This is a genomic window from Pyxidicoccus sp. M6 (genome assembly GCF_055568925.1).
Genome location: NZ_CM145714.1, coordinates 8,961,467 through 8,975,365, shown reverse-complemented (window position 1 = coordinate 8,975,365; position 13,899 = coordinate 8,961,467). Strand labels below are relative to the sequence as shown.

Annotated in this window: 11 protein-coding genes; 8 read left to right on the top strand and 3 right to left on the bottom strand. The window is 70.0% G+C overall.

Annotation, left to right across the window (positions count from 1 at the left end; genetic code table 11):
* Positions 1–320: 320 nt before the first annotated feature.
* Positions 321–1,721, bottom strand: coding sequence for an ELWxxDGT repeat protein (locus ACVTJA_RS35275; RefSeq protein ID WP_465826300.1), 1,401 nt, complete (start codon positions 1,719–1,721; stop codon positions 321–323).
* Positions 1,722–1,896: 175 nt separating this feature from the next.
* On the opposite strand from ACVTJA_RS35275, the gene ACVTJA_RS35270 reads away from it, so the two are divergent.
* Positions 1,897–3,357, top strand: coding sequence for a galactose oxidase-like domain-containing protein (locus ACVTJA_RS35270; protein WP_465826298.1), 1,461 nt, complete (start codon positions 1,897–1,899; stop codon positions 3,355–3,357).
* A gap of 78 nt (positions 3,358–3,435) precedes the next feature.
* A complete protein-coding gene (locus tag ACVTJA_RS35265; protein WP_465826296.1) occupies positions 3,436–3,735 on the top strand; it encodes a hypothetical protein in 300 nt (99 codons plus the stop codon).
* Position 3,736: 1 nt separating this feature from the next.
* Here the strand turns inward: ACVTJA_RS35265 and ACVTJA_RS35260 are convergent, their stop codons facing one another.
* A complete protein-coding gene (locus ACVTJA_RS35260) occupies positions 3,737–4,783 on the bottom strand; it encodes an ATP-grasp domain-containing protein (RefSeq protein WP_465826294.1) in 1,047 nt (348 codons plus the stop codon).
* A gap of 59 nt (positions 4,784–4,842) precedes the next feature.
* Positions 4,843–5,388, bottom strand: coding sequence for a GNAT family N-acetyltransferase (locus ACVTJA_RS35255; protein WP_465826293.1), 546 nt, complete (start codon positions 5,386–5,388; stop codon positions 4,843–4,845).
* 358 nt (positions 5,389–5,746) lie between these two features.
* Here ACVTJA_RS35255 and ACVTJA_RS35250 point away from each other — a divergent pair, with 358 nt between their 5' ends.
* The 6 genes from ACVTJA_RS35250 to ACVTJA_RS35225 all read left to right on the top strand — a co-directional run bounded on the left by ACVTJA_RS35250 (position 5,747) and on the right by ACVTJA_RS35225 (position 13,784).
* Positions 5,747–6,418: an aspartyl/asparaginyl beta-hydroxylase domain-containing protein gene (locus ACVTJA_RS35250; protein ID WP_465826291.1), complete on the top strand. Its 672-nt coding sequence runs from the start codon at positions 5,747–5,749 to the stop codon at positions 6,416–6,418.
* 224 nt (positions 6,419–6,642) lie between these two features.
* The gene (locus ACVTJA_RS35245) at positions 6,643–7,764 is read left to right on the top strand and encodes a polysaccharide biosynthesis/export family protein (RefSeq protein ID WP_465826287.1); all 1,122 of its coding nucleotides are present in this window, start codon (positions 6,643–6,645) and stop codon (positions 7,762–7,764) included.
* On the top strand, positions 7,761–9,971 hold the full coding sequence (locus ACVTJA_RS35240; RefSeq protein ID WP_465826285.1) for a polysaccharide biosynthesis tyrosine autokinase: 2,211 nt from the start codon (positions 7,761–7,763) through the stop codon (positions 9,969–9,971). Before ACVTJA_RS35245 ends, ACVTJA_RS35240 begins: the two co-directional genes overlap by 4 nt.
* Before the next feature lie 18 nt (positions 9,972–9,989).
* Complete coding sequence (locus tag ACVTJA_RS35235; RefSeq protein WP_465826283.1) at positions 9,990–11,234, top strand: O-antigen ligase family protein; 1,245 nt, start codon at positions 9,990–9,992, stop codon at positions 11,232–11,234.
* Positions 11,235–11,244: 10 nt separating this feature from the next.
* Complete coding sequence (locus ACVTJA_RS35230) at positions 11,245–12,462, top strand: glycosyltransferase family 4 protein (RefSeq protein WP_465826281.1); 1,218 nt, start codon at positions 11,245–11,247, stop codon at positions 12,460–12,462.
* On the top strand, positions 12,459–13,784 hold the full coding sequence (locus ACVTJA_RS35225) for a lipopolysaccharide biosynthesis protein (RefSeq protein ID WP_465826279.1): 1,326 nt from the start codon (positions 12,459–12,461) through the stop codon (positions 13,782–13,784). Before ACVTJA_RS35230 ends, ACVTJA_RS35225 begins: the two co-directional genes overlap by 4 nt.
* Positions 13,785–13,899 lie beyond the last annotated feature (115 nt).

Sequence of the window (13,899 nt, the reverse complement as noted above, 5' to 3'; positions counted from 1 at the left end):
GGATGAAGTGCCTTCGCGCGACGCGGTACCGAGGTGTCACCACCGTGGCCCACAAGTCCCCCTCAGGACCTGCTGGACCGCGTGCGCTACACCCGGAGAATCGCGCAATGGCATGCAAAAAAGCCAGCCCCGACGGACCTGTAGCACGGGTTCACCGAGGGAGCGGCGGCCTGTGACGGACGGTCCTGCGGGTTCGCGTCCCAGGCCTCGGTGCTACAGGTTCGCGCACGCGCTTCGGTCAGCGATGACCCGGATCAAAGCGAACGTGGGCGGGAAGGGCCTGCCGTTGGGGGGCTCCGGTTCGACTCAGGCCCCCGCACTCACCTCGCGCTCGAACCCGAGCTTGCGTCGCACTTGCCCTGGGGCCGCAGCGGCACGTTCCACAGCTTCCGGGTGCCAGAGGCGTTGGCGGCGGTGAAGAAGACCTCCCAGCCGGCGAGCACGAACCCTTTCGGCGCGGAGGCCTGCGCGCCAGGGGCCAGCTCGTCGAGCGGGCCCGTCCTCTCCGGCGTGCCGTTGCTCACCCATGGCTCCCGGCCACGCTCCGGACCTTCCGCGCTGAAGAACAGGTTGCCCTGGATGGCCGTCAGCTCCTCGGGAGATGCGCTGGTGGCTCCCGGCACGAGGTCCGCGAAGAGGCGCGTTCCCTCGTCCGTACCGTCACTCACCCACAGCTCGCGCCCGTGCGGTCCATCATCCGCGGTGAAGAAGAGGCGGGCTCCCATCGCGGTGAGGTTCCTCGGGACGTGGACGCCCTTCACCTGCTGCGTCCCCGGCGTCGTGCCGTCGCTGCGCCACAGCTCCGCCCCTTCCGCGTTGGCGCTGAAGTAGAGGCTCTCTCCCAGCGCCTCCAGGTCGCTCACCTCCATGAGCTCGCTCACGAGCACGGGGGCGCCTCCTCCTTCCGTCACCATCAGGTGCTTCATCGGGTCGTGCAGGTGCCCCATGACGAAGAACAGACGTCTGCCCACCGGTGTCAGTGATTCCAGGATGCCGCCCTCACCGGGAACCTGCGCCAGCTCGACGGCTGCGGCCCCTCCCTCACTGCGCATCAGCTTCGTGAGCATCCCCTGGAAGTGCGCGAGGAAATAGAGCGCGCCATCGCCTCCGGGTGTCAGTCCATCCGGTGAGGTGCCCTCGGTGCCCGGGTCGAGGTCCTGGACGAGCATCGTCCCTTCAGGTGTCCCGTCACTGCGCCACAGCTCGCGGCCGTGCTCCGGGTCGCTCGCGGCGAAGTAGAGCTGTCCGTTGTACTCGGCCAGCGATTGGGGCTCGGAGCCCGTCGGTCCGGGCCAGAGGTCCTTCACCCTTCGCGTGCCACCCTCCGTGCCGTCGCTCACCCAGAGCTCCCTCCCGGCCTCCGGGTCCTCGGCGGCGAAGAACACGCGGTCTCCCACGCGCGTCACTTCCGATGGCCCCTGACCACCCGGTCCGGGTGGGAACTCCTTCACCCGGTGGGTTCCCGTTGCTGGGGTTCCCTCGCTCGTCCACAGCCCCCGTGGCTCCGCGATGAAGAAGAGGGTCCGCTCCGTGCCCACCATCTCCAGCCCCCCCGTATCCGTCTCGACCGGCGCGGGCCCCGCCCCAGCCGCGGTGCGCCCGCACAGGGTCCACGGCCCATCCCCATCCGGAGGCGGAGGAACCGGAGGCTTGCCGCCGTGGTGCGACGAGCAGCCGGACAGCAGCGCGAGCACCACCAAGAGCTGACGCCAGTGCCTCATGAAGGTCTCCTCGGCTCGGACAGTGGAGCCTCCGCCTACCCGTGCACCGGTGCGCTGTCAGTTGCCCTCCAGTGGCGGTCCGCATCTCACAGCCCACGCTTCCACGGACTCGCGGCCCATTGGTGCATCCGCCCGGCCATCTAGGTTCTGCCCTCCCATCCGCAAGGAGGCCGCCATGTCGTGGAGACCCGTCTTCCCCCATCCACGGTGGCTCGCGGTCTGGCTTCTCGGCGTCACGCTGACGGCGCTCCCCGTCCAGGCCCAGACACCGGCGGACGTGGGGCAGTGGTCCAGCGTCATGACCTGGCCCATCTCCGCCACCCACACGAGCCTGCAACCCGACGGCCGGGTGATGTTCATCGGCGAGTTCGACGAGGGGAACCTCCCGCCGCGCCGCTGGGACCCCATCACCAACGCCGTCACCTCGCTGCCGCACCCCGGCTACAACATCTTCTGCGCCGGCCACTCCTACCTCGCGGACGGCAAGCTCCTCTTCACCGGAGGCCACGTGGTGAGCGACGTGGGGCTCAACGACGCGAGCCTCTATGACGCCTTCACCACCTCGTGGACCCGCCTGCCGGACATGAACGCCGGGCGCTGGTACCCCACCAACACCACGCTCTCCAACGGCGACGTGCTGGTGCTCTCCGGCGAGATGAACGGCAGCGGCGACATCAACACGCTGCCCCAGCGCTACCTCGCGGCCACACGGACCTGGAAGAACATGACCACGGCGCGGCTCACGCTGCCGCTCTACCCGAAGATGTTCCTCGCCCCCAGTGGCCGGCTCTTCTTCGCCGGGCCGTCCCGGGGCAGCCGCTGGCTGAGCACGGCGGGCACGGGCACCTGGAGCACGGGGCCCTCCAGCAACTACGGCACCCGCAGCTACGGGCCCGCCGTGTACGTCGACGCCAAGGTGTACATCATCGGAGGCGGAGACCCGCCCACCAACACCGCCGAGGTCATCGACCTCAACCTGGACGCTCCCACGTGGCGCTACGTGTCCTCCATGTCCATCCGCCGGCGCCAGCACAACGCCACGCTGCTCCCCGACGGCACGGTGCTCGTCACGGGCGGCAGCTCGGGCAGCGGCTTCGACAACGCGAGCGCTCCCGTCTTCCCCGCCGAGCTGTATGACCCCGCCGCCAACACCTGGAGGCGGCTCGCGAGCAACACCCTCTACCGGGGCTACCACTCCACCGCGGTGCTGTTGCCGGACGGACGCGTGCTCAGCGCGGGCGGCCGCAACAACCACACCGCGGAGGTCTTCTCGCCGCCCTACCTCTTCAAGGGCGCGCGCCCGTCGATTTCCTCGGCGCCGGACACGGTGATGCCCGGGACGACCTTCACCGTCTCCACGCCGGACTCGGCGCGCATCACCAAGGTGACGCTCATCGCGCTCAACTCCGTGACGCACACGTTCGACATGAACCAGCGGCTCAATACCCTGAAGTTCACCCGGGGCACCGGGAGCCTCACCGTCACCGCGCCGTCCTTCAACAGCCGGGCACCTCCGGGCTTCCACCAGCTCTTCATCGTGAATGACGCCGGGGTGCCCTCGGTGGGGCGGATGGTGCGCGTGCTGCGCAGGCCCACCGTCGCCGCCGGGGCCCTTCAGGACGAAGGCGAACAGTAGCCCCTAACGCCCCACGCCCCGTTGGCGGCATCATCCACCGCGCGAGGCCGGAGCGAGGCCCGCGGAGGCGTCATGCGCATGACGGGGCCACGGGACAAGCGCTGTGCCGCATGCGGGCGGGCCATCGCCGCTCGCGAGGTGTACTACCGCTTCAAGCTCGTCCTCGAGGGCGAGCAGGACGTCCTCGACACCTCGGGAGTCAGCGGCCCGGAAGAGGACCTCGAGGCGCTCGTCCGCAGGCTGGCGGAAGGACCCGAGGACGCGCGCGAGCTGGAGGAGCAGGTGCACTGGGAGCGCGCAGGGGTGGTGTGCACGGGCTGCCGCTCGGTGGTGGTGCGGATGCTGGCGCCCATGGCCGCGGACGCCGGACCGCACTGAGCTACTCCTCCATCGCGATGACGGGCACCGGCGTGTGGCGGGCGACGGCCACCGTGTCGTACTTGGCGGACATCACCCCGGGGTGCTGCTGGAGCCACTCCGGACGGGGCTGCTGGCCGCGCGCCCATGCGAGCAGCGCGGCGGGGAGGTTCGCGCCGGCGGCATGCGAGAAGGGGTAGCCGCCCCCGAAGCGCGGGTTGAGGTCCAGCACGTACAGGCCGTCGCTCGCGTCGATGATGTCGCAGTCCATCCCGCCGACGTGCCGGAGCCCCTGGCTGAGCGTCCTGCCCAGCTCGACGAGACGCGCGTCCTCGTGAGTCACCGCCTTGTCCGTCTCTCCCGCCCGCATGGACAGCTTGAGGCGCGGGAGGACCGCGGCGAACGTGCCGTGCAAGTCGTTGACGATGTCCATTCCTATCTCCGGTCCGGAGACGAGCTGCTGGACGAGGACGGCGTTCTCCTGGTCCGACGTGCTCGCCCCCGCCAGGATGCTGCGCCGCACCAGCCGGTGTGTGAGCGGGAAGGAGAGGCGGAGCTCCTCGATGTCGCGGGGAAAGCAGGTGCCGATGGAGCCACTGCCCCAGCGGGGCTTCACCACCACGGGGAACGACATCTCTCCGGAGAAGAGCGCCGCCTCCGCGGCTGCCAGCGAGGTGTAGGTCCGCGGCGTCTTCACGCCCAGCTCGGTGAGCCGGTGCGCGGTCTCCAGCTTGTCGAAGCAGGTGCGGATGACCTCGGTTGGCGAGACCACCACCGTCACGCCCCGCGCCTCGAACTCGCCGCGGTGATGGGAGAGCAGCTCGAGCTCGAGGTCGTTCAGTGAGATGAGCAGCCGGACTTCGTTGCGCGCGCAGAGGGTGTGCAGATGGGAGATGTACCGGGGATGCGAGATGGGAGGCAGCAGGAAGGCGCGCTCCGCCTCCTGCATGCCCGCCGCGTCTTGCGAGGCATCCGCGGCGTACACGTGTCCCTGTCCGTCCAGGGCCTCCTGGAAGAAGCGGACGAGGTAGTTGCGGCGGCCGACGCAGGTCAGGAGGACGTTGCCCATGACGTGGGCCTCAGAGGAAGGGAGACGCGAGGTGTGTCGAATCGCATCGGGAGCGCTCCTCAGCCCGGGACCTGGCGCTCTTCGCGCGGCTTGCGCCACTCGCTGCGCAGCACACCCTGCACGTGCCTATCGATGAACCGGCCCTGGTGGAACGCGTGGCTTCGGAGCGTGCCCTCGTCCTGGAAGCCCAGGCGCGCGTAGAACCGGCGTGCCGCGTCGTTGCGGTCCGTCGTGTACAGGTAGATGCGGTGCAGGTCGAGCTCGGAGAACCCGTACTCACACATCCAGACCATGGCCCGCGAGCCGATGCCCTTTCCCGTCAGTCCGGGCCGGACGAAGATGTAGAGCTCCGCGCGGCGATGCCTCGGGTGGATTTCGGTCAGGCCTCCCATGGCGACGACTTCCTCGGGGACTGCTCCGTCGAGGGTGAAGGCGAAGTCCCGGCGGCTCTCGTTGAGGAGCGTCCTGTTGAACCACTGCTGCGTCTCCGAGAGCCCTATCGGAGGGGACACCATCATCTGCCCGTGGACAGAGGGGTCGTTCAGCCACTGGTACCGCAGGAGGAGGTCCGACGCCTCGAGCCTTCTTGCCGAAATCGTGTTCATGCCTGCACCTTCTGAAGGGCCGCTACCGCGCGGGTGCGATGCTGGACAAGCACCCCGGCCGGAACGACGTCGTCAACTGTGCGCTTGAGCAATGGGGAAGACATGGACGTTGAGAGACCCTCGTCTGACCTCAAGCTAAGGCCCGCCTGTTTCCTTCCCATCGCCCGAGAGGGCGGGGAGAAGGTGGCCAGGGCCAACAGATGGGGCCGCCGCTCTCGGAGCTCGCGTCGGCGCTCAACCAGGGTGTTGTCTGGAAGGCAGAGATGCTCGGCGGCGCGGCGACTCGACAAGGAATGGAGCGCTGCCCATCCTCCGGACGACGGCGCAGGAGCCGTGCGAGGTCAGGAGGTCAATGACAATGAACGCCCTTCGCAGGAATCGCGGTGCGTACCGCGTACGGGCCGGTGCTTTCGACCCTCGGGATTATCTCGACGAGGTCGCGGCGCTCGAAAAGGAGTGGAAGGAGTGGGTCGCGGGCGGAAACGGGGAGAGCTGGTCGGCCATCGTCCTGGAGAACAACGGGAAGCCGAAGCTGCCGAGCTATGGCCCCGACTGCCGGCTCTGGGCGCTCGCGAGGACGCTGGGCACGAACATCCGGCGGGTCGCGCTCGCCAGGCTCGGGCCCGGAGGATGGGTCAAGGAGCACCGTGACATCAACGGCGCCGTGCTCACGGGCATGCTGCGGTTCCACTTCCCCCTCATCACGAACGAGGAGGTCATCTTCAGGGTCGACGGAGTCGAGTGCCACCTCGCGGAGGGAGACATCTGGTTTCTCGATACGAGCTATCGGCACTCCGTGCGCAACGCATCACAGGTCCACCGCGTGCACCTCATCGTCGACTTCGACAACAAGAGCGAGGCCGCGCAGCTGCTGCCGGCCAAGGACCTGCGCGACTACGTCCACCAGGTAGGCTACCTGGCGGCGTGCACCGGCAAGGCGCTCTCCCTGATTGGAACGCCTCGCATGCTCCTCCACCGGAGCCGTCAGGCCTACCACGCCCTGGTGAAGCGCGAGAGCGCGACGCTGTGAGGTGAGCCGCGGCGCGGGGGGGGCCAGGCGCCTTCGGGAGCCTGGGACGTCGCCGCCGCGCCGCCCGCCTCGCCCTGGAGGGCAGGTGGGGTGTCGTCTGGGACGGACGCCCTTTTGCCTGCCAGACACTGGCCTCTCTCGCGGGATTGCCGCGGCCGGCACCATTTGCAAGATGCGTGACCACGTGGGCCCTGGGGCGGCCCGCGGCAGCCCGGAGAACTTCCATGTGGCGCGTCGTCCTGGTGGCCGGGATGCTGTGCATGAGCGCATGCGCGTGGGGGCCTGGCATGCACATGGACGAGGATGCCTTCCGGGAGCGGTATGCCGGCAAGGCGGACGCGGGCGCGGATGACGCCTACGAAATCGTCCCCATCGACGCAACGCTGTTGAGCAGGCAATTGGAGGCGCGCCGCAAGGCCCTGCCCCCGCGGATGCCGGACCCGTTGACGAAGGTGGCCTCGGACTACTCCTACCGGGTGGCCCCCTATGACGTGCTCAGCGTCATCGTCTATGACCACCCCGAGCTCACCATCCCCGCGGGCGAGTTCCGCTCCCCCGAGGCCGCCGGCCACATGGTGGCGGCGGACGGAACGATATTCTTCCCCCACGTCGGCGTGGTCCGGGTCGCGGGCCTGTCACTGCCCGAGATTCGCGAGCTCCTCACCCAGCGGCTGTCCCCCGTGATTGAGCGGCCCCAGCTCGACGTGCGCGTGGCGGGCTTCCGGGGGCAGAAGGTCCAGGTGACCGGGGAGGTGGCCACCCCCAGCACCATCCCCATCACCGACGTGCCCCTGCGCGTGCAGGACGCCATCAGCCAGGTGCGGGGGTTCACCACGGAGGCCGACCTGCGCGGCCTCGTGCTCACCCGGGGCGGCAGGACGTTCACCCTGGACCTGCAGGCGCTCCAGGAGGAGGGGGACATCAGCCAGAACTGGCTCCTGCAGGACGGCGACATCCTCCACGTCCCCGACCGGAGTCGGAACAAGGTGTTCGTCCTCGGCGAGGTGCGCAGGCCCTCGTCGCGCGTCATGGTGAAGGGCCGGATGACGCTCGCGGAGGCCATTGGTGACAGCGAGGGCTTCGACCCCCTGACGTCCAATCCCTCCAAGGTCTACGTCATCCGCGGCAACTTCGACCGGCCCTCCATCTTCAAACTCGATGCCGGCTCACCGGACGCACTCCTGCTCGCCACCCAGTTCCAGCTTCAACCCCGCGACGTTGTGTTCGTCTCGGCGCACGACTTGACGCGGTGGAACCGCATCATCAGTCAAATCGAGCCAACAGTTCGTCTACTCTGGGAGGCGGTACAAATCGGCGACAGGGCCATCATCTTGGAGCCGAGATGATGGGCCCCTCCAGCGGCCGCAAGGCCCCCGCTCGTTCCAGCCCTGGTGCCTCGAAAGACGACGCGCTCGACCTCGGGGCCCACCTGGGCATCCTGCTCGAACATCGCGTGTCGATTCTGGTCACGCTCGTCGCCACGCTGCTGCTGGGCGCCGCCTATGCCACCCTCGCCACGCCCACCTGGCGAGCCACCTCCGTCCTGCAGATTGAACAGAAGGATGCCGGCAAGGGCGGGCTGGAGGACCTGTTCGGAGACATCTCCGGACATGTCGCCACGGAAATCGAGGTCTTCAGCTCACGCGAGCTGCTGGGGCGGGTGGTGGACGAGCTCCGGCTGGACGTGGCGGTCGAGCCGATGCGCTTCCCGCTGTTGGGCGCGATGCGCGCGCGAGGCCATGACGGCCGGGGTGTCGCCGAGCCCCCGTTGTCGAGCCTGGGACGGTACGCCTGGGGAGGCGAGCGCATCCGGGTGGACAAGATGGAGGTGTCGGCGGAGCTGGAAGACATCCCGCTCACGCTCGTCGCGGGTGAGGGCGGTGCGTACACGCTGTTGGACCCGAACGCGGCCCCGATGCTCGAGGGGCGCGTGGGCACGCTCGCGACGACGCCGGCGGACACGCCCCGGAAGGTGGAGCTGCTCGTCTCCGAGCTCCGGGCCCGCCCGGGGACGCGGTTCCAGGTGATTCGGCGCTCCCGCCTCCGGGTGGTGGAGTCCCTCCAGCGCTCGCTGCGGCTGGCCGAGAAGGGGGCGGGGACTGGCGTGCTCACCGTGGCGATGGAGGGGCCGAACCCGCAGCGAATCAGCGTGACGCTCCAGGCCATCGTCAAACACTACCTGCGGCAGAACGTCGCGCGCAGGAGCGAGGAGGCGGAAGCGGCCCTGACGTTCCTCGACAGCCAGTTGCCCGGCCTGCGCGCCGAGCTGGAGCGCGCGGAGCAGGCGCTGGGCGCACAGCGCGCGGGGAAGGGGACCGTGGACCCCGACCAGGAGACGGGGGCCATCCTGGACCGGGGCGAGGCGCTCGACGCCGCCATCTCCCAGGCCGAGCAGCAGCGCACCGAGCTCCTGGAGCGCTTCACCCGGAAGCACCCGAGCGTCCGCACCATGGACAAGAAGCTGACGCGACTGCGGGCCGAGCGCAGGGCCGTCAACGCCAAGCTCAAGGCGCTGCCGGGCGCGGACGCGGAGACGGCGCGGCTCCAGCGCGAGGTGGCGGTCGCCAACTCGCTGTACCTCCAGCTCAACAACAAGGCCCAGGAGTACCGGGTCCTCAAGTCGAGCACCGTCGGCAACGCGCGCATCCTCGACGCGCCCGAGGTGTCGCGCGAGCCGGTGAGCCCCTCGCGGCCGGGAGTGCTCGTGGTCAGCTTCGTGATGGGGCTGACGCTGGGCGTCGGGCTCGCCTTCATCCGGCATGCCCTCCGGGGAGGGGTGTCGGCGCCCGCGGCGCTGGAGGCACGGCTCGGCCTTCCCGTCTTCGCCTCCATTCCGCTCGGGAGGAGCGCGGCACTCCGTGCCCGCGACGGGCGCACCCTGCTGGCCCGCACGCACCCTCGGGACGTGGCGGTGGAGAGCCTTCGCGGCCTGCGCACCAGCCTCCAGTTCGCGATGAAGGACGCCCCCAACAACGTCGTCGCCATCACCGGGCCCAGCCCGGGGGTCGGCAAGTCCTTCATCGCCGTCAATCTCGCCTGGCTGCTGGCGGACTCCGGCCGCCGCGTCCTGCTGGTGGACGCCAACCTGCGCGGGGGATGGCTCCACCGCGGCTTCGGCCTGGAGCGCGGGGAGGGGCTCTCCGAGCTCATCCTCGGCACCGCGGAGCCGGACGCCGTGGTCCGCCCCATCACCGGCAGGCACCTGTCCTTCCTGTCCACGGGAGAGCTGCCGTCCAATCCCGCCGAGCTGCTCTTGAGCGACAGGTTCTCGTCGCTCGTGGCGTGGATGTCCGCCGAGTACGACTTCGTGCTCATCGACACGCCGCCCATCCTCGCCGTGACGGACGCGGCGCTCGTGGGCCGGCACGCGGGGGTGAGCATGGTGGTGGTGCGCGCGGGCACGCACCCGATGCGCGAGGTGGCCGCGGCCGTGAAGCGGCTCGAGCTCAACGGCGTCCACCCGCGGGGCCTCATCTTCAACGGCGTGTCGCGCTCACCGAGAGGCCGCATGGCGAGCGGCATCTACCAGTACGAGTATCCGGCGGCGAGCTGAGCACAGGCGGGGGCACTCTTGAGCGGGTTCCGATGCACAGCACTGGGCTTCATCGCCGCGCTCTACGTGCTCGCGGGCCGCTGGGGCTTCTCCCGGCTGTCAGCGGGGAGCGGCGACGCGTCTCCCTTCCTGGAGCTGCGGATGTGGCTGGCCATGGGAGGCTTCCTGCTCGCCACGATGGGCCTGGCCCACGCCGCCTGGCGCCGGCCGGAGCCGGGCGACGCCCGCCTGGATGCGGGGCTCGGAGCGGCGGTGCTGGCGTTCTTCGTGTACATGGCGTCCAGCGCGTCGTGGGCCCCGGACTCGTGGCTCGTGGGGTGGAAGCTCTACGAAGTCATCCTGTCCGGCGTCATGTGTCTGGGCTTCGGCATCGCGGCGCTGCGGCAGCCGGCGGAGCGCGTGCTGGAGTCCTTCTGGCTGGTCATCGTCGCCGTCACGGGACTGCTGGCGCTCGTGGGGCTGCGCACGTTCCTCGGCGGAGGTGGCGCCGCCCGGCTGGCGGTGATGGGCGGCGGGCCCAACGTGTTTGCCCGGCTCATGGGGATGCTCGCGGTCGGAGCGCTGTACTTCTGGCGGCGCGGCGGGGCGACGTGGTTCTGGGTTCCGGCGGCGGCCACCGGCGTGCTCTTCGCCGTCCTCACCGGCTCGCGTGGCGGCGCGCTCTCCATCATCGCGGCGGTGCTCACCTTCCTCGCGCTGGGCCGCATCCCCCTGCAACGGCTCGTGCTCCTGTCCGTGCTCGCCACGCTCGCCACCTTGGTGGTCATCGCCTTCACCCCATTGGGCAAGGCGCTGAGCCACTCCATGGAGGAGCGCTTCGTCAAGTTGACGGTCAAGCAGGGCGGGGCTTCGGCCGAGGGCGGCGTGTACCTGTCGGGGCGCGAGGTCTACTACGCCCGGGCGATTGCGCTCGGGAAGGACCGGCCGTTGATGGGCGGCGGGCTCGCGGCCTTCCCCGCGCTCGGGCTGGGCGTCTATCCCCACAACTTCATCCTCGAGGTCTTCTGCGAGGGCGGCACGCTGGGCCTCCTGCTCTTCGTCGCGGTGCTGCTCGCGTACCTCCGCGTCGTGTTCCGCGCCCGCCGCACCGTGGACGCTGCGACGGTGGGCGCGGTGGCGCTGGTGTTGGTGGGCAGCCAGTCCAGCGGCGACTTCTACGACGCCCGCGCCCTCTTCCTGTTGATGGTGCTGTCCTCGTGCTCCGCGTCCGCGGAGGCGGTGCCGGCGCGATTCGAGTCGAACCCCTGTGTCACCTACGAATGAGGAACCTGAAATGAAGATCATCTACCTCCACCAGTACTTCAACACGCCGGAGATGCGCGGCTCGACCCGCTCCTACGAGCTGGGCCGCCGCCTGGTCCGCATGGGCCACGAGGTGCACATGGTGACCTCGGACCGCCAGCCCACCAACGAGGCGCGGGGCTGGCGCGAGACGGACGAGAGCGGCATCCACGTGCACTGGCTGCCGGTGCCCTACTCCCAGAAGATGAGCTACCAGGACCGGATACGCGCCTTCGGCAGCTTCGCCGTCGGTGCGTCGCAGCGGGCCGCGCAGCTCGGCGGTGACGTCGTCTTCGCCACGAGCACGCCGCTGACCATCGCGGTGCCCGGCATCGTCGCCTCGAAGTGGAACCGGCGGCCCATGGTGTTCGAGGTGAGGGATTTGTGGCCCGCCATTCCCATCGCGGTGGGAGCGCTCAAGAGCCGCCCGGCCATCCTCGCCGCGCAGGCGCTGGAGAAGGCGGCGTACGCGGGCGCCGCGCACATCGTCGCGCTCTCGCCGGGGATGAAGGCCGGCGTGGAGGCGGCCGGTGTGTCTCCGGACAAAATCACCGTGATTCCCAACCTCTGCGACCCGGAGCGCTTCCACGTGCCCGCCTCGGAGGGCGAGGCCTTCCGGCGCAAGTACCGATGGCTGGGAGACAGGCCCATGGTGGTGTACGCGGGCTCGTTCGGCCGCGTGAATGGCGTGGACTTCCTCGTCCGGCTCGCCGCGGAGGTGCTGAAGCTCGACGCGGAGGTGCGCTTCGTCGTCGTGGGGCAGGGCAGCGAGGAGCGTGCACTGCACACGCTCGCGGAGCAGCTCGGGGTGAAGGACCGCAACCTCTTCTTCCTGCCGCCCGTGGTGAAGGCCGACGTGCCCGCGGTGCTCTCCGCCGCCACCATCGCCACGTCGCTCTTCACCGACGTGCCGGGCATGGAGGACAACTCCGCCAACAAGGTGTTCGACGCGCTCGCCTCCAGCCGGCCGCTCGCGCTCAACTACCGGGGCTGGCAGGCGGAGCTCCTGGAGCAGGAGCGCTTCGGCGTGTACCTGCCGCCCAAGGACCTTCCCACCTCGGCGGCCATGCTCGTGAACCGGATTCGGGACCCGCGGTGGCTCGCGGAGACGGGCGCGCGGGCGGGGCGGCTCGGCCGCGAGCGCTTCTCCGCCGATGCCGCGGCCCTCCGGCTCGCCGACGTCCTCCAGCGCACGGTGGGCCAGGCATGACGCGGCGCCGGTCGGCGGGGAGGAACTTCGCGTGGACGCTGTCCGCGGGGCTCGTGTACGCATTCGCCCAGTGGGGCATGCTGGTCCTCTTCGCCCGGCTCGGCACCGTGGAGCGTGTCGGCGAGTTCGCGCTGGGCCTGGCCATCACCGCCCCGGTGATGCTGATGGCGCGCATGCAGCTGCGCGCGCTCCAGGCCACGGATGCGCGAGAGACGTACGGCTTCGAGCACTACCTGGGGCTGATGGGGCTCAACGTGCTCGGAGGCGTGCTGCTGTGCGGAGTCATCGCGCTGGTGGCGGGGTACTCAGCGGATGTCGGCCTGGTCATCATCCTGCTCGCCGTGGCCAAGGGCTTCGAGGCGCTCAGCGACGTGTTCTACGGGGCTCTCCAGCGGGCCGAGCGGTTGGTGCTCATCGCCCGCTCCATCATCGCCAAGAGCGTGCTCTCCCTGGTGCTCGTGGCGCTCGCGCTCTGGCTCACCGGCAGCTCGGCGGTGGCGGCGGCCGCGCTGGGGCTCTCGTGGGCGGTGGTGCTCTTCCTGTTCGACGTGCCCACCTACCGTCGTGAGTTCGGAGGCACGCGGCCCTGGCGACGGTTGTGGCAGACCTCCTGGTGCGAGCAGGGGCCACGCCTGTGGAGCCTGCTGGGGCTCGCGTATGCGCTCGGCATCACCGCGCTGCTGGGCTCACTGCGCCCCAATGTCCCGCGCTACCTGCTGGAGGCGCACGCGGGCCAGGCCGAGCTGGGAGTGTATGCCGCGCTCGCGTACTTCTCGGCGCTGGGCGGCCGGGTCGTCCTGGCGCTCGGGCAGGTGCTGACCCCACGGCTGGGGCGCTATCATTCGGCGGGAGACCAGCGCCGCTATGGCCGCGCGCTCCTGGGCTTCGTGGGAGGGGCGGCGCTGGTGGGGTGCTGCGCCATCGTCGGAGCGACGCTGCTCGGGCGTCAGGTGTTGACGCTCTTCTACGGAGCGCCCTACGCGAGCAACCTCGGCTTGTTCGTCTGGCTCATGATTGCCGCCGCGCTGGAGTATGTCGGCTTGAGCCTCCAGGCCGCGCTCACCGCGGCGCGCGAGCTGAAGGGGCAGGTGGTGATGCTCGTCTTCTCCGTCGGGGTGGTGGTCCTGGGGAGCCTGTGGTGGGTGCCCTCCAAGGGGTCCATGGGAGCAGCGCGGGCCCTGGCACTGGGGTGGCTCGCGGAGCTGAGCTGTAGCGGCTGGTTGGCCCTGCGCGCATGGCGGCGGCTGGGGCGTAAGGAAGCGAGCCTGGTACCGGGCGTCCGGGGAACGCAGGTGACGGCCGACGCGGACTCGGCCGTCTGAGTCCTCCGGCGGGAAGGCCCTGGTGCCCGGGGCGCGACACCGGGCACCGGCTCGCGGGCGGGTGGCCGGGAATCATCGTGGTGTCCACGTTCGAGCACGGCAGGACCATTCGAGA

Bases quoted from the DNA above. Each gene is read 5' to 3' on its own strand.
- ACVTJA_RS35255 (WP_465826293.1), bottom strand. From the start codon at position 5,388: ATGAACACGATTTCGGCAAGAAGGCTCGAGGCGTCGGACCTCCTCCTG.
- ACVTJA_RS35260 (WP_465826294.1), bottom strand. From the start codon at position 4,783: ATGGGCAACGTCCTCCTGACCTGCGTCGGCCGCCGCAACTACCTCGTC.
- ACVTJA_RS35250 (WP_465826291.1), top strand. From the start codon at position 5,747: ATGAACGCCCTTCGCAGGAATCGCGGTGCGTACCGCGTACGGGCCGGT.
- ACVTJA_RS35265 (WP_465826296.1), top strand. From the start codon at position 3,436: ATGACGGGGCCACGGGACAAGCGCTGTGCCGCATGCGGGCGGGCCATC.
- ACVTJA_RS35225 (WP_465826279.1), top strand. From the start codon at position 12,459: ATGACGCGGCGCCGGTCGGCGGGGAGGAACTTCGCGTGGACGCTGTCC.
- ACVTJA_RS35245 (WP_465826287.1), top strand. From the start codon at position 6,643: ATGTGGCGCGTCGTCCTGGTGGCCGGGATGCTGTGCATGAGCGCATGC.
- ACVTJA_RS35230 (WP_465826281.1), top strand. From the start codon at position 11,245: ATGAAGATCATCTACCTCCACCAGTACTTCAACACGCCGGAGATGCGC.
- ACVTJA_RS35240 (WP_465826285.1), top strand. From the start codon at position 7,761: ATGATGGGCCCCTCCAGCGGCCGCAAGGCCCCCGCTCGTTCCAGCCCT.
- ACVTJA_RS35270 (WP_465826298.1), top strand. From the start codon at position 1,897: ATGTCGTGGAGACCCGTCTTCCCCCATCCACGGTGGCTCGCGGTCTGG.
- ACVTJA_RS35275 (WP_465826300.1), bottom strand. From the start codon at position 1,721: ATGAGGCACTGGCGTCAGCTCTTGGTGGTGCTCGCGCTGCTGTCCGGC.